The following is a 25,573-nucleotide window of genomic DNA, read 5'->3' as shown; positions in this document are numbered from 1 at the left end:
AAATAGTTAAAGTAAGGTTAATGTGGGTGCGGCAGCTTTGCCGTACCCACTTTTATTTCAGGCGGGGATTATTTTCTGTTTTTTAAGGGAATTGCCGTGAAAAGGTGGTAATTTTCGGTTTGAACATTGCTATTGGAATAAGATGAAAAATGTGATTATTACACTTCTGCTGGCGACATCGTGCGCATTTGCCCAAAATACGATGACTGCTGAAGCACTCTGGAAGCTGGGGCGGGTTTCAGCGCTGGGCGTCAGCAAAGACGGGAAAACGGTGGTATATCGGGTTACTACCCCTTCTGTAGCCGACAATAATTCAAGCGGTAAACTATATGCAGTGCCGGTTAACGGCGGAACCGCCACCGAAATAAAAGAAACGGCATCGTTGCTGAAAGACCCCGGCGTATCGGCTGACGGGAAGCATGTGGTGTACGATGAGAAAGTGAAGGTGAACCGGGTCTATGCAAAAGATTATTACCCGGAACTGGATAAAGCAACTGTGCAGGTGTATGACGGGCTCGACTACCGGCATTGGGATACGTACAGCGACGGAAGCTTTAACCACGTATTTTACCGGGAAAACCGGGAAGGGGCTCCGGGAACCGATATCCTGAAAGACCAGCCCTGGCACTCGCCCACCATGCCTTTTGGCGGGAGCGAAGATTATACCTGGAACACCGACGGAACAAAGATCCTGTATGTTTGCAAGAAGCTGGCCGGTACCGCTTACGCCAACAGCACCAATACCGATATTTACGAATACGATCTGGCCAGCGGAACCACCAGGAACCTGACGGAGGGTAATCCCGGCTATGATACGCACCCCTCATTTTCATCACAGGGGGTGCTGGCCTGGCTGCAGATGAAGCGCAACGGGTATGAAGCCGATAAAAATGACATCATCGTAGATGTTAAGGGCGTACATGTTAACCTGACTTCGGGCTGGGACGGTACCGTAGACAGCTTTACCTGGAGCGAAGATGGCCGGAAGATTTATTTTACAGCTCCGGTAGAAGGAACCATCCAGCTGTTTGAAGTGAATTATCCCGGCCTGACCAAAGTGGCCATACAGGTCAGGCGGCTGACCGAAGGCGATTTTGATGTAACGGGAATTGTGGGCTTTGCCGGAGATAAGGTGATCGTGACCCGGACCGACTTTAATCATGCAACCGAGATTTATTCCTACGACCTGAAGAGCAAAAGCTGGAACGCCCTCACCAACGTCAATACAGATTACTACAAAGGCATTGCTTTAAGCAAATGGGAGAAACGTTGGGTAAGCACTACTGATGGCAAAAAGATGCTGGTGTGGGTGGTTTTCCCGCCTGATTTTGATCCTGCCAGAAAATACCCGACCCTGTTGTTTTTACAGGGTGGTCCGCAGAGTGCACTGACCCAGTTTTATTCTTTCCGGTGGAATTTCCAGCTGATGGCGGCCCAGGGCTATATTGTGGTAGCGCCCAACCGGCGGGGCATGCCTGGCCATGGGGTGAAATGGAACGAGGAGATCAGTAAAGACTGGGGCGGGCAGGCCATGAAAGATTACCTGGCGGCCATTGATGACGTTTCTAAAGAGAAATATGTAGACAAAGCAAGGCTGGGTGCGGTAGGGGCCAGCTATGGCGGGTATTCCGTTTACTATATGGCCGGAATTCATGAGAACCGTTTTAAGACGTTTATTGCGCATGCCGGTGTCTTTAACCTGGAAAGCATGTACGGCACTACCGAAGAATTGTTTTTTGTTAACTGGGACCTGGGCGGCCCCTACTGGGATAAAACCAATGCGGCAGCCCGCAAAACCTATGAGCAGTTCAACCCGATGCGGCATGTGGACAAATGGAATACCCCTATGCTGGTGATGCATGGCGGGAAAGATTACCGGGTGCCGATAGGACAGGGGCAGGAGGCTTTCCAGGCTTTGCAGCAGAGGGGCATCCGTAGCCGGCTGGTGTATTTTACCGATGAAAACCACTGGATACTGAAACCGCAGAATGCTATGGTATGGCAGAATGAGTTTTTCAGGTGGTTAAAGGAAACGTTGTGATAGTTCCGAGTTCCGAGTAGAGAGTTGCGAGTAGCTGGTACTTTGCACTCTCCACTCGGAACTCGGAACTCTCCACTCGAAACTCTCCACTCTCTACTCGGAACTCTCTACTCGGAACTCTCCACTATTCTAACTGTTTACGCAACCCCTCTTCATCCACAAAACCCGTATGATTCCAGCTCTCCTTCCCGTTGCGGTAAACTTTAATAACCGGCAGGCCTGAAATGCCCAGCGCCTTGCAAAGGCGGGAGTTCTGGTCGGCGTCGATACGGATGACCGTTGCCGTTTTATCTTTTGCGATATTTTCGAGGTAGGGCTTCATCTTTTTGCAGGGGGCACACCATTCGGCATAAAAATCCACGAGCACCACTTTGCCCGACTGCAGCATGGCTTCGTATTCAGCCACTGACATGCCCTCGGAGGTTACCGTAAGCTTTACTTCGGGCAGGTTGTTGTTCCGCCATTCCATCATTCCCCCGGTCATTTCATACACTTCATTGTAGCCCTGGGAGGTCAGGTATCTGGCTGCTGAGGCGCTCCGTCCGCCGCTCAGGCAATACACAAAAACCGGCTTTGATTTATCGATCGCCGCCGCCATGTTTTTGAATTCACCGGAGCTGATGTCCACATTGCTGGCATCTTTGATATGGCCCGCCTTAAATTCAGAAGGCGTGCGTACATCTACCACCTGGGCACCGGGTGTGCTCTTGATTTTGTCAGCAAATTCTTTGGCAGAAAGCTTCACCGCAGGTGTTTGCGCCTGGCAGCACGTTGCTCCCCACACCGCTAAAATAATTATTGATAGATACCTGAACATATAGATTGGTTTTAAGATCAGCCTGCCGGCTTATTGCCTGTTTTAAAATACGATAATAATAAACCGCCCATTAATGCGCCGTAGGCGCTGCTGTTCAGGGGTTTGGATGTGATAGGGCAGGTGCCGGTAGTGCAGCCCACATACTTCCAGTACAGGTAGCCGCCCAGCGCACCCAGAATCGCACCGACGATGGTCAACAGGTTGGTTTTAAAAAAATTATTCATGAGCATCCGGGTTATGGCCGAAATTTTCAGGAGATTCAGGTCTCCCGAAAGAACTGCCGGTGTTACAGCTGCCCCCTGCACCGCACCCTGCATTCAGCAGGGGCATGAGCGAAAACAGTGCCCCTATTGTAATAAACAATTTATCGCCGACAAGAATTCCCTGAACTACTACGGCTATCCCGATAGCCAAGCGCAGGAAGCGGGCAAGAGACCAGCTGGACAGGTACTTTTTTAGTTTGGTGATGGTTTTCATCGATACATTTTTCAAACACTACCGGCGGGTACTGATTCCGAAAGGCAGGTATAAAGGACAGAAACTGATAAAAGAAGTCAGCACAAACACCAGGGCCAGAATGCCCAGAACGATCGCCCATGTGCCTGAAATGACATTCATGAAGTACAGCACCGCTATGATGGCGGCAATTGTTATACGGATGATCCTATCCGTTTTTCCCATGTTCTTTTTCATTGTATTTTTTATTTAAAGGTTATCTGCTGCACGCTGTACGTTCTCCCAGGTGCCGCCGTTGATCACATTGGTAAAGCCGTTCCTGTTCAGGAGGGCTTTGGCCTGGGCACTCCGCCCGCCGCTGCGGCAGAATACCACTACGTTATTCCTGTTTTTGAATTTACCCAGCTGGGAGGGCAACTTATCCAGCGGGATATTTACTGCGCCTTTTACACTGCCGGAGGCAAATTCACCGGGGGTACGTACGTCTACCAGGTAGGCGCCTTCTTTAATAACTGACTGGAGGTCTGCTGTATTGCTGCTGCCGAAAAGTGTTTTTAATAAATTGAACATAATTGAAAAGGGTTATAACATGGTAGTTGGACAAACGTAGTCGCTGATTTCGAATTTCCCGGAGTCTTTGAGGGCTTTAAAGCCGCCTTTTACGTCGATAAGGTGATCAAATCCCCGTGCTTTCAAAACAGATATGAAAATCATGGAACGGTAGCCGCCTGCGCAGTGCACATAATAGGTTTTGTTTTTGTCTATTTCTGCCAGGTGGTCGTTCATATAATCCAGCGGAATATTCTCTGCACCGATGAGATGCTCGGAATAGTATTCGCTCTTCCTGCGGACATCAAGGATATTCCGTTCCGTATTTTCTGCCGCCAGCTCTTCTGCCGAAACCGAGGAGATGGTGTCAAGCTCTTTTCCGGCGTTTTTCCAGGCGGCAATGCCCCCTTCCAGGTATCCTATGGCGCCGTCGTAGCCCACCCGGGCCAGGCGGGTGACCACTTCTTCCTCCTGCCCTTCTTCGGCAATGATCAGCAGGGCCTGCCGGATGTCAGGGATGAGCGTTCCCACCCAGGGCGCAAAGCTTCCGTCAATGCCAATGTTCACTGAGTTGGGAATAAAGCCCCGGGCAAAGACCTGCGCATCACGGGTATCGAGAACCAGGGCGTCGGTTTCATTGGCGGCTGCTTCAAAAGCTTCCGGGCCCAATGGCCGGAGGCCCTGGTCAAGCACGCGGTCAATGCTTTCGTATCCTTTGCTGTTCATCAACACGTTGGCGGGGAAGTAACCGGGAGGAGGCGTAAGGCCGTCGAGTACCTTTTCTATAAATTCTTCCCTGCTCATCGGCTGCAGGGCATAATTGGTTTTCTTCTGGTGACCCAGGGTATCGGTTGTTTCCCGGCTCATGTTTTTACCGCAGGCAGAACCTGCTCCGTGGGCCGGGTAAACCACGATATCGTCGGCCAGAGGAAGAATTTTGTTGCGTAATGAATCGTAAAGGTGTGCGGCCAGCTTTTCAGGAGTAAGCTCTTCCACCACTTTCTGGGCCAGGTCGGGGCGGCCCACATCATTGATAAAGAGGGTGTCGCCCGTAAAGAGGGCTTTTTCTTTCCCGGTTTCATCTTTCAGCAGGAAACAGGAGCTTTCCAGGGTATGTCCCGGCGTATGAATCACCTTCAGGGTGATGTCTCCCACTTTCAGCTCCTCGCCGTCTTCGGCAATATGGGCTTCAAAGTCAGGCCGGGCGGTAGGACCGTAAACAATGACCGCGCCGGTTTTTCTGGCGAGATCGAGGTGACCGCTTACAAAGTCGGCGTGAAAGTGGGTTTCAAGCACATATTTGATTTTTGCGCCGCTCTTTTCGGCCCGGTCTATATAGGGCTGTACTTCCCGCAGCGGATCAATCACTACGGCTTCTCCGTTGCTTTCCAGGTAATAGGCCCCCTGGGCGAGGCATCCGGTATAAATCTGTTCTATTTTCATATCTCTTTTTGTTGGGTGCAGCCCGGCCGCGGGTGAGTGGCCGGACCATTTTCTCTTACAAAGGTAGGATATGCCCCAACGCCCCACAGTAACAAGAGTTACAGAAGAGAAAAAAACAGCACCCGGTATGAAAATAAATAAATGCTTGCCTCAGCTATTCACGATCTTCGTATTCGGTCTTATAATTGCCGATGTGAATTTCACTGTTTTTAATGCGCCTCTGATTGCGGAAATAATTGATAACTCCTGTGATGAGGAGGAGAGCGGAGATGCTGAAAAGCGGAATTTCGAAGATGCCGGTCTGAGCGGGGACAACCAGGTTGGGAATGGTCAGGCCGGCTATCAGGAAATACATGGAAGACCGGAGAAACGACAGAAAGGTAGTCTGGTTAGCCAGGTGGGTGCGCTGTATGGCCAGCTTCTCGCGAAGAATAAGCTCTTTTTTTACAGCAGTATTTGGTGTATCTTTCATAAATCAGTCTTGCGTATAATGTCAGCCGGATATCGCCCGGTGCTTTGTTCAGAATTCAGGATTTAAGAGTTCAATGCTGTTCCGGTTCAGCTTTATTTTTCCTTCATTTTCAAGGGCTTTCAGCAAACGGGAAATCACTACCCTTGAGCTGTTGAGCTCGTAAGCAATTTCCTGGTGGGTTTTGTTGATCACCCTGGAACGGTTCACTTTGGCGGCTTCGCGGAGATAATTGAAGAGCCGCTCGTCCATGTGCCTGAACGCCAGGTGGTCAATGGCCGAAAGCAGCTCATTAAAGCGGTTATTGTAGCTTTCAAATACAAAAGTACGCCAGCTTTTGTATTTTCCCATCCATTCTTCCATACGGGTTACGGGTACCATGGCCACCAGGCCCCTGTTTTCAGCTACTGCGCGGATCTCACTTTTTTTATCGCCGGCACAGCAGGCCAGGGTCATGGCGCAGGTATCGCCTTTTTCAATGAAGTAGAGGAGGAGCTCGCCTTCATCGGGGTCTTCCCGCATGATCTTGATGGCCCCCGTGATGAGCAGGGGCATGGTTTTGATATAACGGCCTATCTCGATCAGCACGTCGCCTTCTTCAAAAGGCACCAGCCGGGCTGCCGAAGCCATTTCACGGATCAGCTCTGCTTCAAAAATACCACGGAAAGTTTCGTGTAACAATTCTTCTGCATTCATTGGGGCTCGGGCGTTTTTCGCTTGATACAACCGTATGCCGGTTGCAGCGCTTAAGAGGGTAACAATAATTACGGTGCCGGCCGTTCCGGGGCAGGGGTATTATAGCGAAAGGTATTCTTAAAAAGGGCCGGATAAGATTACCCGGCCCTTTTATTCCTGTGAAATATACACTGATCAGTACCCCGTGTTCTGCTTCAGGTTCGGGTTTTTCTCCAGCTCACCGATGGGGATCGGGAAGATGGTGCGGGTAGAAGCCTGGGCATGCGGACGGTGGTTGAACCAGGTTTTGGTCTGGTATACACCGAACCGGATCATATCCTGCCGGCGGTGTGCCTCAGCGGCAAACTCCCAGCCCAGCTCATCGAGGAAACGGCCGTATTTGATGTCGGCACCGCCATTGCTGACGGCTACGGTACCGTCTTTTTCCTGCCATCCGTATTGGTACACGCTGCCTTTCAGCAGGTCTGCTCCTTTAACGGTAGCCTTGGCAGGGTTGCTCTTAAAGGCTCTTTGTCTTACCTGGGTTACCAGTGCGGCGGCTTCGTCTGCATCTCCCTTCCTGAGCAGGGCTTCGGCTTTCATCATCAGCACATCACCGTACCGGAACATCGGGTAGTCGTTGTCCAGGTTGCTGGTAGCTCCCTGCTTGATCTTGTATTTTCCTATCCTGTAGCCGCTGTTGCTGGGTGCCACGGTACCGTCGCCTCCTATACCGGGCACGGCTTTAACGTAATCAATGACCAGCGCACCGGTAGTGGCATTGTACTGCGGTCCCTGTATCCAGGAGTCTTTCAGCCTTGAGTCTTCCGGATCGTACGTGTCAATGAACTGCGGAACGGCACAGTTACCTCCCCAGGGGCCGGCTGACATGTTGTATACCAGGCGGCTCAGCGGATCAAGGGTTTTCATATGGATCTGTGAGCCCTGCCCGTAGATTTCATCGTAAGGAACGGCAAAGATGATTTCTTTGGAGTTCTGGTTGGTATAGGTAAATACGTCAGAGTAGTTGGCATCCAGCACATAGCTGTTGCTGTTGATGATGTCATTGGCTTCTTTGATCACGGCATCCCATTGGGCGGTACCGGTGTATACTTCGGCATTGAGATACACTTTGGCCAGCAGGGCCTTTGCTCCCCATTTGTTCATCCGTCCGTAAGTTCCCGCCACATCGGTAGCCAGGAGAGGGATGATCTCATTGAGCTCTTTCACAACAAAGTCATAGACTTCCTTGCGGGTTTTCTGCTGCGGAAGCGAGACGTCGCGGTAGTCGGTTACGATGGGCACGTTCCCGTGGTTATCCAGCAACAGGTAGTAGGCCAGGGCCCTGGCAGCGCGAAGCTCGGCAATAGCCGCCTTACCGGTTGCATCAGGAAGCGGAATATTACCGTCTTCAATCTGGGCGATAACCCGGTTAGCTCTTGTAATGCTGGCGTAGGCCTGGTTCCAGGTGTTGGTAGGCTGCCATTGCTCGGAGTTCCAGGTATGCTGGTGCATCCGGCGGTAGGTACCGCCATCGTCCCAGCCGTTAGGCCTTACCGGTGTGATAATGGCGTCAGCCGGTTCTTCCTGGAGGTCGAAATATCCCTGCCAGCCGAACATCAGCGAACGGAAGGAGGCATACACGGGCGCCAGGATATTGGGCAGGTCGCGCTCAGTAGGCTTGAAAGAGGTAGATAATACCTCCGAAAAAACTTCTTCATCCAGGTTCGTACAGGAGCTCATTCCCCCGCCCACAAACATGCAGGCGGTAAGGGCATATACATATATCTTTTTCATTGCTTTCATCTTTTGAATTTGATTTCGGGAGATTAAAATGAAACATTTAATCCCAGGGTGTACGTACGGGTGTTGGGATATTTATCCCGGTGATCAATACCCGGTGCAAAAGTGAATTCGCCCGTATAGCTTACACCCTCCGGATCAATGCCTTTGTAGCCGGTGAACGTCAGGAAGTTCAGCACAGAGCCGTAAATTCTCAGGTTATTGATTCCTTTGATGGTTTTAGCGGGAAGCGTATAGCCGAGGGTTACGTTATCCAGCTTGAGGTAATCTCCTTTTTCAATGTAATGGGAAACATACACCAGGTCGTTTTTCAGCTCTTTGCCGTATACCGGATCATAGGCGGTTTTCAAGACGTTATAGGCTTTGTTTACCGGGTTTTCGTAGTACAGCCGCTGCATGTTCAGGATATCGTGGCCGAATGCTCCGCGGAAGTTCACCGTCATGTCAAAGCGCTGGTAGTTCAGGCTGTTATTCCATCCCAACAGGAATTTCGGAATACCGTTACCGTAATACTGGCGGTCGGCCGGAGTGGCATCAGCAATCGGGATCACCTCGCCTTTCTGGTTTTCTACCAGCCATTTGCCGTTGTCGTCCACGCCCACACTTTTCAGCACATAGAACTGGCCGATAGGCCCGTTTACCTTTACACGGTGCGTGCTTACCTGGATAGGCTCACCGGTATAGCCGGCATCAAAGTACTCGGAAGTAACCTCAAACTGGTCGTTTGACAGGTTGAGCAGCTTGTTTTTATTGGTAGAGAAGGTAAGGCCGGTGTTCCAGTTAAACGATTTGTTCTTTACCGCTTCTATATTCAGCAGGAATTCCAGGCCTGAATTTTTCATCGATCCCGCATTGAGCATCATATTGCTGGTCAGGTAGGGAGGAACCGGTACACTGAAGTTATAGAGCAGGTCGTTTACGGTACGGGTATAGTAATCTACCGAACCGCTTACCCGGTTTTTAAGGATCCCGAAGTCAAGACCCACGTTCCATTCGGTTTTCTTTTCCCACCGCAGGTCGGGGTTGAAGTTCCGGGCCGGAATGAAGCCGGGCACCCATTTTCCCCCGATAAATGCGCCCTGGCTCTGGGCAAAGTTATAGCTGATCTGTGACTGGTAAGGAGAAGAGGCTATGGTACCCGTTACCCCTACCCCTGCTCTCAGCTTAAGTTGAGAGAAGGTGGTGCCGGATTTCAGGAATTCTTCGTTAGCGATGTTCCAGCCTACGGAGAATGCGGGGAAAGTACCCCATTGGTTGTTCTCCCCGAAGGTGGAAGAGCCTTCCCGCCTTACACTGGCCATCAGCATATACTTGTCGTTAAAGACATAGTTTACCCGGGCAAAGAAACCGGCCAGCTGCCATTTGCTCTTGTAGCTGCTCATGGTGGCCAGACCTCTCTGCAGCGCCGTACCCGCTTCAATTTTGTTGTAGGAGTAGGCGTCAGTAGGGAAGTCGAAGTTATATACATTAAACGATTCACCGGTATAGTCCTGCCAGCTGTATCCGCCCAGCAGGGTAAAGCGGTGCTGGTTAAACGATTTCATGTAATTGGTGGTCAGCTCCAGCAGGTTTTCGGTTCCTGCCCCGGTAGACCGGTTGGCTGTTCCGTTCAGGTTGTTTTTGGTGGTGTTTACGTGCCGGAAGGTCGTGGAGTTCCCGTAGATATTATCCGATTGTACCCGCGAAGCCATCATCTTGAAGCTCAGGTCTTTAATGGGGCGGTAATCTACCGATCCGCTGAAACGCGATTCTTTGCTTTTGTTATCGCTGATGGTTTCATGGATAATTCCCAGGGGATTATCGTACATGTAGGCGTTGCTTTCTTTCCAGGTGCCGTCGGCATTCCGGATAACGTCTGTCGGGTTCCGGATCATCGCCTGCCGCCAGGCCCAGCCACCGGCTCCGCCCTGGTCGGATTTGGTAGAGGAGTTGATGATCTGGATATTGGTTTTTACTTTTCCGTCAAACATCTCGTGGTTCAGGTCAGCCCGGAGCGATACCCGTTGCTGGCCGGTTTTCAGCATGATCCCTTCCCAGTCGCGGTAGTTGAGCGAGGCCGTGAAGTTGGTTTTGTAGTTGCCGCCGAAGAAAGCCAGGTTATGGTTCTGGCTTACCGGGTTCTGAAGCACTTCATCGATCCAGTTGGTGCTGCCACCCAGGTCTTCATAGGCATAGCCCTGGGAAATCAGCCGCCGGTAATCTGAAGCATCCATCATTTCCGGCTTCCGGAAAATCCGTTGCTGGTTGACGTAGGTATTGTATTCTACGGTAGCTTTATTGTCCGGATTTTTGTTTTTACGGGTAGTGATCAGAATCACCCCGCCGGTAGCACGCGTACCGTAGATGGCAGCGGCCGAACCGTCTTTCAGCACGTCAATCGACTCGATGTCTTCGGGTGCCACAGTAGAAATGCTGCCGGGAACACCGTCTACAATAACCAGGGGGTTTTGTGAGCCGTTAATGGAGTTAAGCCCCCTCAGGTTGATCTGGGTGGTGGCGTTGGGGTCACCGCTGGGCGTGGTGATCCGCAGACCGGCCACTTTTCCCTGGATGAGCTGCGCCGCATCACGTACGGTACCTTTCAGGAAGTCTTCTGATTTTACGCTGGCTACCGAGCTGGTAACATCTCCTTTTCTTTGTGTACCGTAGCCCACTACTACCAGCTCATCGAGGGTGGAATTGCCCCCGGTCAGGGTAATGTCAAGGGTTCGCTGGCCGGTCAGGGCAATTTCAGTTTTGTCGTACCCGATGGCCGACACAACCAGTACGGCATTGGCGCCGTAACGGATGGAAAATTTCCCTTCCGCATCGGTGTACGTATGGGTACCGGTATTTTTGATACCTACCATAGCAACTTCAATGGGTTTCCCCTCCTGGTCTCTGACGGTACCCGTTAGGGTAGTCTCCTGTGAAAACGCCATCCACGGGAGCGCCATTAAGCACAGGAGCAGGCAGACTGTAAGGCTTTTGTTCATAAGTAAAAAATTTTTAAGGTTAATTGAATCGAACCCGAATGGTTTGAATTGAACAAAATTCTTTCAAAATGCTGAGGCTTGCTCTGCGCATTTTAACCAATGAATACCAAAATTTAACAGCAACTTAATATTGCGAAGTTGCTGTTTTATAGTAGGTTAAGATGTGCGCAGAAACGGTTAAAATCTGTGTTTTGCTCCCGGCGAGGGGGAAGTGGTCAGAAGCCGGATATTTCGGAAAACGCCATAGCCGCTGACGTTGTTATTGGAGGATTGAAAGAGGCCTACGGCAAGAGAGCCTGCAGAGAGGCTGTTGTTTGTAACGGGAGAGCCCGGCAGCTCCTGCCAGTTTTTGCCGTCATGGCTGGCCCGGAGGTAGAAGGTATTTTCTACTTTCTGAACTTGCAGAAAGCGCATGTAATTCCAGGCAGCTCCGTTGTTTTTCTGGATCCTTCTGCCGTTATGGGTGTGGGTGGTCATGTTCCCGATGTTCCAACCGGTGAGTACGGTATTCTGAATATGATTTTCCTGCTCTCCAGCCAGGCTTCGTACCATAATGCCGGCCTCGGTGGCGGTGCTGCGTTTTTCGTTTTGACCCACCAGGTCGCTGAGCTCTGCCGTGAAGGTGAAATCACCGGTTACGGTTTTATACAGGAAAGGACCTTCTTTTCCCTGGCCGCTCCACGAAGAATGCAAAGAGCCCAGCCGGATGCCGCCGTTTTCCTGCATTATCACCGCCTGAAGGGTATCTGTGTTGGAATGAACCCGGTGGCCTGTCCAGAAGGCCGGCTTGTCTTCTTTCAGCAGATCGTATGGGCCGCTGAGGTCGGGAGAGGTCTCAGTGAGTTGGGGCAGCTTCCCGTTGAAAACAGCTTCTGCACTGATGTTGCCCTGCTCATCACGGGCTTTTGCGGTAAAAGGGGCGGAAAGATCCGCCTGCTGAAACAGGTAATGCGTTTTATTGATCCATCCGCTGGAGTTCTTCCCGTTCGAGAAATAATACCGGGTACCGGGTTCGGGCTGTGCTGCAGCAGCTACCAGTACATCTCCGGGAGTGACCGGGCTTACCCGGATCGACTTCATCACAGGCGCGGGCCGGGCATTTTGCCAGGCACGGTGCAGATCCCGGTCTTCTGAAACGATCCAGCGGCTGACAGCCGTGTGATTCAGGGTAAGCGTATGCACGGCGAGCCGGCCTTTTTGCGGGATGCCGTTTACCGAGTAATTTCCCGAACCGTTCACAGTGATGGTGTACCAGCGGCCGGGCCGGACTTCTGCTATGCGGTAAAGGTCAGATGTGGCAGCAACAGGACAGGCCTGGAACGTAAGGTTACCTGCCGGGTGGGTAAGCAGCCAGGCGGCTACGATTTCACTGAGCAGGGGCTGGCCGTCAAAAATCACACTTTGTTTGCCGTTAAAGTCAACCGCCTTTACAGCTGCCGCCGTACCACCCTTTGTTCCGCGATTCGGCCAGGGCTTTTCCGTATCATACTCCGTATCGATAGCAGAGAAATACCAGGGAGGGGCGGTTGAGGTAGCAGGCAGGAAAATCTCTTCCGGCCCGAGGGCGCGGTCGTATACTTTCAGCGAGGCAATGGCCCCGTCAAAGAAGTTTTCCCGGAAAGCATCTGTTCCCAGCACGAAGTTTTCTGCGTTTCTTACAAACAGCATCTTGTTGGCCTCGCTGACCAGCCTTCCGTTTATCCATATTTTTTCCATATAGCCGTCAAATGTGATGGCTATCCGGTGCCATTTCCCGGCTTCGGGGAGCGTCTTATAGGGCATATCCGGCCAGGAACCATGGGTTACCGCTCCTTTGTAGGCGTCAGAGCCGTAACCGAATTCGGCGAGGGTGATATCCTGCCGGCCGGCTGACCACGACAGGAAAGGTTCGTACCGGTCGATCTCCGGGTTGAGAGCGTCGAGAACTACCGTATAGCTGCTGTTCCTCGACAGCGAGGCCGGAACTTTGAAATCAGAGGTAAAGCAGTTTTTATCGCTGATCACAAAACATTTTTTACCTTCCAATACATCGATATAGGCGCCTTGCTGTGAGCGGAAGGCCCCGCTGAGCTTTCCCCGGTTGGGGATGTCTTTTACCAACTCTCCCGGAAGGTGATTGTCTGCGCTGAGATCAACCAGCAAGCCTTTCTGTACCGGTTTACCGGTCTCTTTCTGCGGATCAGAGGTATAGAATTCCCGGTTTATTTTTTCTTCATAGATTTTTATGTTCCAGATGCCTTTGGGCAGGCCTGGCACCTGGGTGTCAAAAATATGAAGCCGGATATAACGCATGCGGGCATCGCCGGTGTCGGCCATCGGGCTGCCCCAGCGCCGGTTATTTCTTTTGTCGGCAAATGTTTTCCAATGGGTGCCGTCTTCCGAATAGTCAATGCGGTATTCGTAGTACCAGGTGGCGTATTCAAACTGGGTAAGGATGGTTCTGACCCGGCGCGTTTCTCCCAGGTCTATCTGCAACCAGGCCGGGTTCATGTTGTCTCCGGCCCGCCATAGGGTGCCGTTGTTATCGTCGGCAGCAAAAGCGGCCCGGAAGTCAGCATTGTATTCGGAGGAAGCCGTTGTGGCTTTTCCCAAAGCCAGGTTGGGATAGGGAAGGGTATTTTTCGCCAGGAAACCGATGCCTTCGTGGGTGGGGAGGATACGGGCAATATCCCCCTTCTCATCGAATACGATTTTGTCTGCTGCCAGCTGGCGGTGAAACCCGCCCCCTGAATGCGGGTTGTTGTGCCGGTGATATATGATATAATAATCTTCGCCCTCCTGCAAAATACTGTGGTGGCCGGGACCGTGAACGCTTCCGTCATCGTTGGTGACCAGTACCGGATTGTGTGCAGGGTATTCGTACGGTCCGAAAGGCCCGGTTGTACTTTTTAGGTATTGTACCCGGTAGGTATGGTCTTCGCAGCGGCCCGAAGAGTACATAAGGTAGTATATCCCGTTTCTTTTGAACATAAAAGGAGCCTCAAAGAAGTCTTTGGCTACGGTATTAGGAATGAGCTCTACCCGGGAAAAGGTTTTCATGTCGCGGTTCAGCAGACCTGCTGCGCAGCCGTGGCCGGGGTAGATGCCCCACGTGCCCCAGAACATGTAGATACTGCCGTCATCATCGGTAAATGTCTGGGCGTCGAGGGTGATCACACCGGGGATCCTGTAGTTCGGGATGATGGATTTTCCGTCGGGATTCAGCGGTGTCCACGGCCCCGCAGGCTGATCGGAAGAGGCGCCGAAAATTTCTACCGGCTGGCTGTAGTAAAGGTAGTAGCGGCCGTCATAGCCGCGGGTTACATCGGGTGCCCAGTACCAGTGCGTACCGGGCCAGTTCATGGGCTTAAGCGACCAGTTGACAAAGTCTTCAGACACCCATACCTGTGAAGGGCCTGCACCCCAGCCGTTGCCGTCTGTGGTGGCAAAAAGGTAGTAGGTATTCCCGATTTTTTTAACGGTGGGATCGGCAAAATAACCGGGTACCAGCGGGTTGTACAGGCCGGGTTGCTGGTAGCTTTTCAGTTCCTGGGAAAAAGCGCCGGTGCATGCTGCCAGCAGGAAGAATATAACAGCTCTTGTCATCGGGATGAGATTTGCAGATACAAATATAGAGCTGTCAGCAGAGCCGGATGGTTGTGTTTTAACCATTCCTGCGTAGATTTTGACCGGGCGGCCTGAAGCCGGGCCTTTACTTCACGGGCAGGAGCTTCCCGGTATGCAGGTAATGATGAATTCCTTCCATGACGCCTTCGGCCAGGGGGGTGGAGGCAAAGTAAACATGGGGATTTTCTTTCAGCACTTCCAGCTCCGGGCTGTGGTTGCTGACCACTATGCCGTTTGTACGCCCACCCAGCATGCCCAGGTCATTCCCGCCGTTGCCGGCAACTATGAAATTGCGGATGTCTTTTTTCCATTTATAGGCCAGGTAGTGAAGCGCTTTTCCTTTTCCGGCGCGGGGAGGAACGAGATCCAGGTGACGATTATCGGTGAGAAAAAGCCTGGCGCGCAACTGGCGGCTGTGGAGAAGATGGTGCAGATCGGCCAGCTGGTCATCGCCAAAACCGGCACCCACATAATAGCTCAGCTTGAAAGGTGTCTGGGCTTCGTCTTCCTGCAGGGTAAGGCCCGGGTAGTCGTTGAGAAGTTCTTTCAGCTTTTCCCGCTTCCACTGAAACCGGATGTGCTTTTCCCAGCCCCGGTCAGGCAGGAAGTCTTGGGTGTAGTAGATCTCCGTGCCGACAGAACAGATAAACAGGGCGGCAGCAGCAAGAACGGGGTGGTCTTCAAGGGCTTTCCGGGTCATGGCCACATTCCGGCCGGTAGAGATGCCGAAGATCATTTTCTGCCTGTTCTCCCCGAGAAAATTCATGAGACCGGCTAAGGCAGGGGCTTCTTTTTCTTCAATGAGCGTACCGTCGAGATCGGAAATAAAGAATACCGGCGTTTTCAGCAGGCGGTTGCCCCAGGCAGAGTTCTCCCTGTTTTGTGCAGCGGCTGTACTTTCTTCTTTATGGAGGGTGTCTAAGAGGTCGATATACCGGGCCGCGTGGGCTGTCCAGGAATAGGTCTCCTGGCTGGTGATGATCCCGTTTTTTGAATATTCATCCCAGGTGTTGTGATCAGAGATAACCCGTTTAAGTGCCTGCGATATCCCGGCGGGATCGTCTACATTGACCAGCAGGCCGTTTCGGGCGTTTTCTACTATTTCTTTGGGGCCGCCGGTAGGCGAGGCCACTACAGGCAGCCCGGAGGCGGCGGCTTCAACAATGGTCAGCCCGAAATTTTCACCCGGCGTGGCGTTGACAAAAACCCCTTTTTTCCGGGCCGCTACCCGGTAAATTTCGGGTACTTCATGAAAAGGATCGTTCTTTTTCGGAATAGCCATTTTCCCGTACAGGTCGTATTTGTCCATCAGCAGCAAGAGGTTGGTGAGGGTTTCCTGCTCGTCTGGCGGCATTACGCTGATGTCTTTTCTTACCCCTGCAAAAATAGCGAGGTTGGCCATGGTCTGCAGCTCTTTGTCACGGCCGTAGCTGGTAATGATGGTTTCAAAATTCTTGCGTTTGTCGGCCCGTCCTATGGAGAGGATCAACGGTTTTTCCGGGGCAAAGAGAAAACGTTCAATTTCTGAATTTATCCTTAAAAGGGCCAGCTCTTCCTCGGTGGTCATGGTAAAGCCGGGCATGGAGGCTTTGTAATAGGGATAAAAAACGGTATGGTTGATACCGGGAGGAATGACCCTGAATTTTGCCAGATGCCTGTTCCCGTAACCGCGGTATTGGGAATCCATCTCGTAACGGGTGCTTATGATTACGGCGTCAGCGGCTTTCAGCGTTTCTTCTTCTTCCCGGATACGTTTTTCCATGTTAAACCGTGCGTTTATTTTTTCGGCCGTAAGCCCTTCTTTCAGCAGGATGTCCTGCTTGTTCCTTCCCAGCGAGTGGCCCGTGGCAATGAAGCGGGTGTTAAAGACCCGGCTGAGCTCGCGTGCAATGTAGTTGCCGTCGGCATAATGCCCGTGCATGATATCCGGGATATCGTTTTGCGTTTCGGTAAAGCGTATGGTTTTGTCAACAAACTCATCGAGATAATTCCAGAGCTGCTCTTTTTCACGGTACTGGAGCCCGCCGCACTGGATTCGCACAATCCGTGCTTTTTCATTGACCACTTCTATGTCTTCTGCATAGGCGGGAGAGACACGTTTGTCCGCAATTTTCCGGGTAACCAGGTCCACTTTCCGGATAGCCGGGTGAAGAGAGAGGGCTTCCAGCAGTTCCAATACGTATTTTACCTGTCCGCCGGTGTCTTTATCGCGACCGATTTCTGCATTCTTGAAACGGATCAGGCCATGAGGGCTGAAGAGCTGTACATAGTATTTCATACGCTATGATTTTTGTAAATACCGGCCGGGAAAACGGGGAGGCGTATGCCTCAGAAATAAAAAAGGATTGAAAGAACATTTGCCCGCAGAAGGCAGAACTGACAAAGGGAACACCCCCAGCTGAATACAAAGTTAGGAAATTTTCAAGACATATACACGGAACCGAAGCGCTTTATGATGCGAAAAGGGTGTGTGAAAGTATTGTCCGGCGGCTATTTTGGCAGGGAGATGAGGAAGTTTTACCTGCTTATCAGCGAGAAGCTATTTAAGAAGTGCCTGTTTTCTTTTTTCTGCATTTAACACCTGTTTAATGTTCAGATAAGGCTCTTTGTGGTCAAAGAACTTTTGAGACGCATTATTCATTTCTTTTTCGGATTACGATATGTTTTTGATGTACCTGTTGAGGTAGTCTTTGGGCGAGGTGCCCGCCACGCTTTTGAATACCCGGTTAAAATTAGCAATGCTGTTGAAGCCGCAGCTGTAGGCTACCCCCGAAATATTATCGAAACTTCCGCTGGTGAGGCTCTTACAGGCTTCTGTAACACGAAGCTCGTTTAAAAAGGTAACAAACGTAACGCCGGTGTGCTTTTTAAAGTACCGGCAGAATGCCTGGGGCGTAAGGTGGGCGGCAGCGGCCACGTCATCCAGGGTGAGCTGGTTTTTATAATTCTTCAATACGTAGTTATAAATCCTGCTCATTCGTAAACCTTCTCCTTCAGAAATAGTCTCATTACCAAGCGAGGCCAATTGGCCTGGCCTGGGCTCCATTTTGCAGAACGCACGCAGCAGGTGAAGGAAATGAATGATCTGGTCGGTGGGGGCGGCTTTCCTGATCTTCATCATCCGCTTGGCAATAAACGGGGCATGGCGTTCAGGCACCTTAAAGCCGCCGCGGTAATCTTTCAGAAAAGAGTGAAACGATCTCAGCTCCGGCAGGCTTAAAAGGGCATTGAGCGAGCCGTCAGGATCATAGAAAACAGAAAGGGTGTGCACTTCTTCCCCGTTAGCCGGTTGGGAACGGAAAACATGCGATTGCTGGGGTGCAATCAGGAAAATGTCGTTATCTGAGAATTCGTGAAAGTGATTGTCTACAATAAGCGTTCCGCTTCCTTTGATGATCCAGATCAGCTGGGTTTCCTTATGGCGGTGAAGGTAAGGGTAGAACTGCGGAATTTTATCTTCCTGCACAAGAACCGACTTATCGGGTGTAACCGGGATAGTGAACTGTAAAGGTTTCATCTCTTCTTATTTTCAGGTTGAATTTCTAAGATAAATTTAGCGGAATTTAACCCCTGCTGCAAATTTTTCATATTAACTGGTTAATATATGCGTATAATATGTTAAAAATATTTGCTAAATTATGTCGAATTGCGTAAAATAGACACAAATAGGTCGTTTCCAAAGATAATTCCGCATTTCGTATTATTGCTGAAATAAGAATAAGGATGAAGTGAAAACCGCCTAACGATTGTTGGGCTTTGGGGTTAAGCCAACCCCAAAGCTACTTCCATCATATGGTTAAAGGTTTTTTCTCTTTCTTCCTGGCTGGAAGCCGAACCGGTAAGGATATTGTCGCTTACCGTCAGCAGGGAAAGCGCATTTACGCCGAACCGGCAGGCCATGGTATAGAGAATTTCCGTTTCCATATCGATACCCAGTATGCCGTGCCTTTTCCAGACATCCCAGCGGTCAGGCTCCACGTCGTAGAAGGTGTTGGTGCTGAAAACGGTACCGGGATGCACGGGGATGTTCAGCGTACGGGCAATTTCATACGCCCGGATCAGGAGCTTAAAGCTGGCCGTAGGAGCGAAATGCTGATTTTTAAAGAGAACACTGTTGGCATCCGAGTCGCCTGAAGCCCCGGTAACCAGCAGCACCTGGCCGAGGTCAAGGTCTTCCTGGATAGAGCCGCAGGTACCCACACGGATGAGGTTTTTGCATTGGTAGGTGTTGATGAGTTCATGGATATAGATGCCGGCACTTCCCATGCCCATGCCTGTACCCTGGATAGATACACGTTGTCCTTTGTAAAGCCCGGTAAAGCCGAACATATTGCGTACTTTGTTGTAGCAAACCACATCGGTCAGGTAGTTTTCAGCTACGAATTTTGCTCTCAGGGGGTCTCCGGGAAGGAGTACCGTTTCGGCGATATCGCCTACGCTGGCTTCTAAATGTATACTTCTCATAGTTTTTGATTAAACAGGCTTGGTTAAGTTAAAAGTGAAAAGATAAAAGTGAAAAGTTAAGGAAAATTTAGTATTTAATAAGTAAAGATATTCCTCAACTTTTAACTTTTCACTTTTAGTTTTTCACTTTCTTACGCTCCGTACGGAATCCAGATATTTTTCACTTCACTGGCTCTTCTCAGGAATTCTTTTTGCAACGGGTTGTTCAGCCAGTCGTAATGCTTGCCGTAGCTCACCCAGGTACGTTTCATGGAGTCGGCCGACAGCAGCTCCACGTTTTTGCTGCCTTCAGCGGTGCCGAAGTACCAGATTCCTTCCACATCATAGTGCCTGGCCAGCTCGGTAGTGAGCACTTCTCCGGGGCCTGTGACAATATTTACCGTTCCGCCGGGTACATCGGAGGTATCAAGCACCTGGTAGAAGTCAGTGGCTGAAAGGGGTGAGCTTTGTGACGGGATCACCACCACGCTGTTGCCCAGGGCAATGGCCGGCATTACCGTACTGACAAAGCCAAGGAGGGGGAATTCTTCCGGGCAAACAATACCCAGCACGCCTACCGGCTCATTCATGGCCAGGGTTACATTTCCCGAAGTGGTGTTATGTACCCGTCCGTCATGTTTGTCGGCATATGCTGCATAGGTAAATATCCGCTCTACTGACCGGCTTACTTCCAGGGCTGCATCTTTGGCCGAGTAGCCGCAGGCTTCCACAAGCCGCTCTTCAAATTCGTTTTTCCGGGCCGAGAGATTCTCAGCTATATAGTAGAGTACCTGTGCACGGGCATGGCCGGTATTATTGGCCCATTTGCCGTTGGCCTGTGCGGCTTCCACTGCATTCCGGATGTCTTTCCGGGAGCCTTCACCCACTTCACCTACCACTTGCCCGGCCGGGTTCAGCACCTGCAGGCTGTAGCCGTTATCAGGACGGGCCTGCTTACCGCCAATGTACATTTTTGGGGTACGGTCGAGGCTGTTCTTCACTGCTTTTGCACTTTCGGAGACTTTGAAGCCAAATGTTTTTTCGGCAAAGGCTTTGCCCGCTTTCGGCTTTACATACTCCATAAGGCCTTCCAGGCCGCCTTCACGCCCGAAACCCGACTCCCGGTATCCACCGAAACCGGAGGCAGCGTCAAAAACGTTGGTGGTATTGATCCAAACGGTTCCCGCTTTCAGCTTCGGTGCCACGTCAAGCGCCAGGTTAATGTTTTCTGTCCAGAGGCTGGCGGCCAGTCCGTAACGGGTGTTATTGGCCAGCTTTACGGCTTCCTGGTGACTGCGGAAGGTGGTCGCCACCAGTACCGGCCCGAAGATCTCTTCCTGTGCAATCACCGAAGCCGGAGATACATTCAGGAAGAGGGTAGGCGGAAAGAAGCAGCCGCCGGCCGGGATATTTTCGAGCTGCCAGATCTCGCAGCCGTCATTTTTTCCTTTTTCTACAAAGGAAGAGATGGTCTGAAGCTGTTCATTGCTGACAATGGCGCCCATGTCAATGCCTTTGTCGAGCGGATTACCCACCACCAGCTTCTGCAGGCGTACCTTCAGCTTTTCGTACAGGATTCCGGCTATGCTCTCCTGGGCCAGCAGGCGTGAGCCGGCGCAGCAGACCTGGCCCTGGTTAAACCAGATGGCGTCTACCACACCTTCCACTACCGAGTCAAGGTCGGCATCTTCAAATACAATAAACGGCGACTTGCCGCCCAGCTCGAGCGAGAGCTTTTTCCCTGATCCGGCCGTGCTTTTGCGGATGATCCGGCCCACTTCGGTAGACCCGGTAAAGGCTATTTTCTGTACGCCGGGATGGTTCACCAGGGCCTCGCCCACACTTCCATGGCCGGTGATGATGTTCACCACTCCCTTAGGTAAACCGATGTTCTGACAGATTTCGGCAAAAAGCAGGGCGGTCAGCGAGGTTTGCTCGGCCGGTTTCAGCACCAGGGTATTGCCCATGGCCAGTGCCGGTGCTATTTTCCAGGAAAGCATCAGGAGAGGGAAGTTCCAGGGAATAATCTGGCCCATTACGCCGATCTCGCCGAAATCTTTCAGCTCAGAGTCCATCAGCTGGGCCCAGCCTGCATGGTGATAAAAATGGCGTGCGACCAGCGGGATATCGATGTCACGGGTTTCGCGAATGGCTTTACCGTTATCCAGCGACTCCAGCACGGCAAACAGGCGGGAGTGCTTCTGTACCTGGCGCGCCAGGGCATACAGGTATTTTGCCCTTTCATGCCCTCCGGCACTTACCCATCCGGGCAGCGCTTTTTGGGCGGCTTTTACGGCGGCATCCACATCATCGGCGGAGGCCTCGGCCACCCGGGCCAGGGTTTCGCCGGTAGCGGGGTTCACGGCCGGGAAAGTATCTTTTTGGGTGACCCATTTCCCGTTAATGTATAGCCCGAAGGTGCGGCCGTGCTTGTCCAGGAACTCCATGGCATTCTTGTCGCTTTCGGGGGCCGGGCCGTATTCCATGGTATCGAAAATATCTTTGACTGTCATTGTTTTAATTAACTTTTATTTGCCCCGGGCGTCGTCCCCGGGTTAATTTCCTTACCCCGGACTTCGTCCAGGGGCTGATTTTATTTCGTCCCTGCGGGACGTCTGCTGTTTACGCCATGGCGTGCCGGTATCCGGCTGAATAGCGACCGGTCACATAATGTTCCAGCTGGCGTTCTATGTCGCCTAAGAGGCTGCTGGCACCGAAGCGGAAGAGCTGATTGTTCAGCCATTCGTTTCCGAGCTCTTCCCTGATCAGGATCAGGAAGTCGAGCGCCTGCTTGGCTTTCTGTATTCCGCCTGCCGGTTTATAACCTACTTTTGTGCCGGTGAGGGCGTAGTAATCGCGGATGGCCCGAACCATGACCAGGCTGACGGGCAGCGTGGCATTGACAGATTCTTTGCCGGTGCTGGTCTTAATAAAATCGGAGCCGGCCATCATGCTTACCCAGGAGGCTTTGGCTACCTTAGTGAGGGTGGGGATCTCGCCGGTGGCCAGGATGGTCTTCATGTGCGCATCTCCGCAGGCTTCGCGACAGAGCTTCACTTCGTGATACAGCTCTTCCCATTTGTTGTTGATCACCAGCTCACGGCTGATGACAATGTCAATTTCAGAGGCGCCGGCTTCTACAGATCTCCGGATCTCGTCCAGCTTCTGATCCAGGGAGATTTTCCCGGCGGGGAAACCGGTCGATACGGCGGCTATCGGCAGGCCGCTGTTTCCGAGTGCGTGCCGGGCATCGGCAATCATGTTGTGGTACACACAAACGGCACCCACCGTAAGCGGGGGGAAACCCAGGGCTTCCAGGATGTCGCGGCGTACCGGATTCAGCGCTTTGGCGCACAACCGCTGAACGTTTCCGGCGGTATCGTCTCCGGCCAGGGTGGTGAGGTCAATGCACGACACCGCCCGGAGCAACCAGGCCGCCTGGTACTCTTTCTTTACGGTTCTGCGGGCAGGGAGGGTTGCTGCCCGGCGCTCTACTGCCGAACGGTTTATATTCAGGTTATCGAAATATTCCGGACTGAAGGGCAGGCCTTCGTTCCGTTTTTCGGGTAAACGCATAGGAGGAAAATGTTAAAATAAACGGAAAGAAAGATAAATCTTTTGGGATGCCCAAAAAAACGGCGAAAAATAAGTTCACTTTTGTATGGGCGGTTTGTAGAAAGGCGAAAGACAGAGGTATTTTTGGGGGTAAAAACGGGGTTTTCTGCGGGTACCGGTTCCGTTAAATAAAAATGTGCGGGAAGAGATTTGTTAGTTCACGGAAATCTTACTTGATTTGTAAAATTAAAAATATTATGTCTATGAAAAAGATTATTTCATCACTACTTTTTTCGGTTTTGGTATTGAGCGGAGTGAGTGTATCCGCACAGTTTGAGAAAGGAGATAAATTATTGAATGCAGGTATTAACCTGGGAGGTACCTACGGCGGTGGCGGTGTGGGTGTCGGCGGTTCTTTTGAGGCTGGAGTCCACGATTTTATCAGTGTGGGTGCCCAGGCAGACTTTGTAACCTGGAATTATGGCTGGACGGGATACAAGTGGCATTATAACTTTTTTACCGTTGCGGCCAGGGGCTCTTATCACTTTGGCAAGCATTTCCTGACTATGGATAACCTGGATCTGTATGCCGGTCCGTCATTAGGCTACCGGATTTCCAGCTACAAAACTCCTAACGGCTGGGGTGGAATTTACTCGGACAGCTACGGAAGCGGTGTTTTCGTAGGAGCATTTGCCGGGGCAAGATATTACTTTAAGCCGGCTATGGGTGTATTTGCTGAAGTAGGTTACAACGCCTCTCCGTTAAAAGCAGGGATAACGTTCAAATTCTGATAAGCAGAAACGCAGGGTGACGCGGATTTCCAGGATATAATCCTGAAGATCCGCGTCATTTGCTTTTACTATCACCGGCGTTCAATCGCTGTAAGGTAGCTGTTCCCCGGCGTAGCGTATTGCAGGCCCAGGTAGTCGGCTATGGTAGCGGCAATGTCGGCAAAGCTTTCTCTCACCCCGATACGGGCTCCTTCCCGGATAGTTTTCCCCACATGCAGCACAGGAATGTATTCGCGGGTATGGTCTGTGCCCGGAGCAGTGGGATCGTTCCCGTGGTCTGCCGTAATGATGAGCAGGTCGTCTTCCTTCATATTCTCCAGGATTTCCGGTATATAGGCGTCAAATTCTTCCAGGGCTTTGGCATAGCCGGTTACGTCCCGCCGGTGGCCGTATTCCATGTCAAAATCAACCAGGTTGGTGAAAACCAGCGCTTCCGGTGCCGTTTTCAGCGCTTCAATGGTATCCAGGATGCCCTCCTTGTTGTTTTTGGTTTTTTTGTAACGGGTGATCCCTTTTTCGGCAAAGATGTCAATGATCTTACCAATGGAATATACGCCCCTTCCGCCGGCCTTCACTACATCAAGAATGGTTTCAGGAGGCAGGGTTGCGTAGTCTTTCCGGTTTTTGGTGCGGTAATACTGCCCTGAGGTGCCCAGGAACGGCCGGGCAATGACCCTGCCTACTTCCAGGTTGCCGGAAAGCATTTCGCGGGCGATCCGGCATATTTCGTACTGCCTTTCCAGGGGGATCACCTCTTCGTGCATAGCCACCTGGAACACGCTGTCGGCAGAAGTATAAACAATGGGGTAGCCGGTTCGTACGTGCTCGTCGCCCAGCTCATTGATGATGGCCGTACCGGATGCCGAAACATTCCCGATGGTTTTCAGACCAATGGCTTTTTCAAAAGCCGCCATAAATTCTTCCGGGAAACCGGTTTCCGTGAAGGTGGGGAAGGGCTTGTCGAGGATGACCCCTGAAATCTCCCAGTGTCCTGTGGTGGTATCTTTTCCGGCCGATCTTTCCGCCGCTTTTCCTATGGCTGCCCGGGGAGAGGTGGTTTGGGGCAGGGCATTTTCCGGAACAATATTTCCAAGACCCAGTGCCGTCAGGTTAGGCAGGTGCAGGCCGGGATAGCTTAAGGCAATATGGCCCAGGGTGTCTGCACCGGTGTCACCGTACAGGTGAGCATCGGGCAGCTCACCAATCCCTACCGAGTCGAGTACAATCAAAATTACACGTTTCATTTCAGTCCTGTTTAAACCTGTAAATTAATATTTTTTTGGAATATACGGTTGCTTACATTTGTAAAAAAAAGACGGTATGAAATATTTACTCTATAGCCTTATCGTGATTTATGTATTGTCGGCGGCCGTACAATACAATGACCCTGACCCGCTGGTATGGATGCTGGTTTACCTGATCCCGGCTGCGTTGTGCTACTACCGTTCGCAGGGCAGGGGCGACCGCGTATTGTATTTGAGCATCGGGCTGGTATACCTGGCCTGGGCTGTCAACCAGTTTCCGCCGCAATGGGAGGGGCTGATGTTTGAGAACCTGAGAATGAAGACCGTGAATGTGGAGCTGGGAAGGGAGTCGCTGGGCCTTGGAATGTGCGCGCTGGGGATGTGGCTTTGCGCGTGGAGATCGGTATAAATCTGCGATATCCCTTTTCTATAAACTTTTGACCACTTCGTGGTCAGGTGGCCCCAGACGGGGTACCGGGGCGAGCATGGAAAAATTTAACTTTGTCCTTCAAAAAAACAGCCGGATCAATTGATCCGGCCGTATATAAAATTTTAAGACAAAGGTCTCCCGATTACCTTGGGATATTCAGTAAATAGAATTGAAATCGGTTGTTGAATAATTTTTTGACAGCCGATTTTGTTTTTTTAAAGAAATGCTAGCCAGAGATTTTGCTGATGGGATACTATGTTGTTGTCAAGGGCCTTA

20 protein-coding genes are annotated in these 25,573 nt (G+C 51.4%); 3 read left to right on the top strand and 17 right to left on the bottom strand.

Translation table 11 applies throughout. The annotated features are described in order from the left end of the window. Positions 1 to 142: 142 nt before the first annotated feature. Complete coding sequence (locus AB2U10_RS01940; protein ID WP_367916230.1) at positions 143 to 2,041, top strand: S9 family peptidase; 1,899 nt, start codon at positions 143 to 145, stop codon at positions 2,039 to 2,041. A 124-nt stretch (positions 2,042 to 2,165) separates the two neighbouring features. On the opposite strand, the gene AB2U10_RS01935 is transcribed toward AB2U10_RS01940, so the two are convergent. From AB2U10_RS01935 to deoC, 16 genes are all read right to left on the bottom strand, one after another. Continuing rightward, complete coding sequence (locus AB2U10_RS01935) at positions 2,166 to 2,858, bottom strand: thioredoxin domain-containing protein (RefSeq protein WP_367916231.1); 693 nt, start codon at positions 2,856 to 2,858, stop codon at positions 2,166 to 2,168. 17 nt (positions 2,859 to 2,875) lie between these two features. Continuing rightward, positions 2,876 to 3,082 carry a DUF6132 family protein gene (locus AB2U10_RS01930; RefSeq protein ID WP_367916232.1) on the bottom strand — a complete coding sequence of 69 codons (207 nt, stop codon included), beginning with the start codon at positions 3,080 to 3,082 and terminating at the stop codon, positions 2,876 to 2,878. After that, on the bottom strand, positions 3,075 to 3,335 hold the full coding sequence (locus AB2U10_RS01925; RefSeq protein WP_367916233.1) for a hypothetical protein: 261 nt from the start codon (positions 3,333 to 3,335) through the stop codon (positions 3,075 to 3,077). The genes AB2U10_RS01930 and AB2U10_RS01925 overlap by 8 nt, the downstream gene beginning before the upstream one ends. Positions 3,336 to 3,353: 18 nt before the next feature. Then, entirely contained in the window at positions 3,354 to 3,551 is a 198-nt protein-coding gene (locus AB2U10_RS01920) for a YgaP family membrane protein (RefSeq protein ID WP_367916234.1), read from the bottom strand. A gap of 12 nt (positions 3,552 to 3,563) precedes the next feature. Beyond that, positions 3,564 to 3,884, bottom strand: a complete 321-nt coding sequence (locus AB2U10_RS01915; protein WP_367916235.1) for a rhodanese-like domain-containing protein — start codon at positions 3,882 to 3,884, stop codon at positions 3,564 to 3,566. Positions 3,885 to 3,896: 12 nt separating this feature from the next. Beyond that, entirely contained in the window at positions 3,897 to 5,306 is a 1,410-nt protein-coding gene (locus tag AB2U10_RS01910; protein ID WP_367916236.1) for an MBL fold metallo-hydrolase, read from the bottom strand. A gap of 154 nt (positions 5,307 to 5,460) precedes the next feature. Further along, positions 5,461 to 5,778 (bottom strand): DUF202 domain-containing protein, encoded by a 318-nt coding sequence (locus AB2U10_RS01905; RefSeq protein ID WP_367916237.1) that lies wholly within the window; start codon positions 5,776 to 5,778, stop codon positions 5,461 to 5,463. A 48-nt stretch (positions 5,779 to 5,826) separates the two neighbouring features. After that, a complete protein-coding gene (locus tag AB2U10_RS01900) occupies positions 5,827 to 6,471 on the bottom strand; it encodes a Crp/Fnr family transcriptional regulator (RefSeq protein ID WP_367916238.1) in 645 nt (214 codons plus the stop codon). Positions 6,472 to 6,645: 174 nt separating this feature from the next. Continuing rightward, a complete protein-coding gene (locus AB2U10_RS01895) occupies positions 6,646 to 8,247 on the bottom strand; it encodes a RagB/SusD family nutrient uptake outer membrane protein (RefSeq protein ID WP_367916239.1) in 1,602 nt (533 codons plus the stop codon). A gap of 32 nt (positions 8,248 to 8,279) precedes the next feature. Continuing rightward, positions 8,280 to 11,228: a SusC/RagA family TonB-linked outer membrane protein gene (locus tag AB2U10_RS01890; protein ID WP_367916240.1), complete on the bottom strand. Its 2,949-nt coding sequence runs from the start codon at positions 11,226 to 11,228 to the stop codon at positions 8,280 to 8,282. A 177-nt stretch (positions 11,229 to 11,405) separates the two neighbouring features. After that, a complete protein-coding gene (locus AB2U10_RS01885) occupies positions 11,406 to 14,813 on the bottom strand; it encodes a family 43 glycosylhydrolase (protein WP_367916241.1) in 3,408 nt (1,135 codons plus the stop codon). 106 nt (positions 14,814 to 14,919) lie between these two features. After that, positions 14,920 to 17,112, bottom strand: coding sequence for an HAD family hydrolase (locus tag AB2U10_RS01880; protein WP_367916242.1), 2,193 nt, complete (start codon positions 17,110 to 17,112; stop codon positions 14,920 to 14,922). A 375-nt stretch (positions 17,113 to 17,487) separates the two neighbouring features. After that, positions 17,488 to 18,351, bottom strand: coding sequence for a helix-turn-helix domain-containing protein (locus AB2U10_RS01875; protein ID WP_367916243.1), 864 nt, complete (start codon positions 18,349 to 18,351; stop codon positions 17,488 to 17,490). Between the two features lie 245 nt (positions 18,352 to 18,596). After that, a complete protein-coding gene (gene deoD / locus AB2U10_RS01870; protein WP_367916244.1) occupies positions 18,597 to 19,298 on the bottom strand; it encodes a purine-nucleoside phosphorylase in 702 nt (233 codons plus the stop codon). 131 nt (positions 19,299 to 19,429) lie between these two features. Continuing rightward, on the bottom strand, positions 19,430 to 21,790 hold the full coding sequence (locus AB2U10_RS01865; RefSeq protein WP_367916245.1) for an aldehyde dehydrogenase family protein: 2,361 nt from the start codon (positions 21,788 to 21,790) through the stop codon (positions 19,430 to 19,432). Between the two features lie 109 nt (positions 21,791 to 21,899). Next, the gene (deoC, locus tag AB2U10_RS01860) at positions 21,900 to 22,853 is read right to left on the bottom strand and encodes a deoxyribose-phosphate aldolase (RefSeq protein ID WP_367916246.1); all 954 of its coding nucleotides are present in this window, start codon (positions 22,851 to 22,853) and stop codon (positions 21,900 to 21,902) included. Between the two features lie 242 nt (positions 22,854 to 23,095). Between deoC and AB2U10_RS01855 the strand changes: the two genes are divergently transcribed. Then, the gene (locus AB2U10_RS01855; RefSeq protein WP_367916247.1) at positions 23,096 to 23,623 is read left to right on the top strand and encodes a hypothetical protein; all 528 of its coding nucleotides are present in this window, start codon (positions 23,096 to 23,098) and stop codon (positions 23,621 to 23,623) included. A gap of 71 nt (positions 23,624 to 23,694) precedes the next feature. Here the strand turns inward: AB2U10_RS01855 and AB2U10_RS01850 are convergent, their stop codons facing one another. After that, positions 23,695 to 24,867 carry a phosphopentomutase gene (locus AB2U10_RS01850; protein WP_367916248.1) on the bottom strand — a complete coding sequence of 391 codons (1,173 nt, stop codon included), beginning with the start codon at positions 24,865 to 24,867 and terminating at the stop codon, positions 23,695 to 23,697. Between the two features lie 76 nt (positions 24,868 to 24,943). Between AB2U10_RS01850 and AB2U10_RS01845 the strand changes: the two genes are divergently transcribed. Then, positions 24,944 to 25,276 carry a transmembrane 220 family protein gene (locus AB2U10_RS01845; RefSeq protein WP_367916249.1) on the top strand — a complete coding sequence of 111 codons (333 nt, stop codon included), beginning with the start codon at positions 24,944 to 24,946 and terminating at the stop codon, positions 25,274 to 25,276. The last annotated feature ends 297 nt before the right edge of the window (positions 25,277 to 25,573 follow it).

The organism is Leadbetterella sp. DM7 (genome assembly GCF_040829825.2).
Taxonomy (GTDB): Bacteria; Bacteroidota; Bacteroidia; order Cytophagales; family Spirosomataceae; genus Leadbetterella.
The sequence above is the reverse complement of the archived record's forward strand: the minus strand, read 5'-3'. Positions and strand labels throughout refer to the sequence as shown.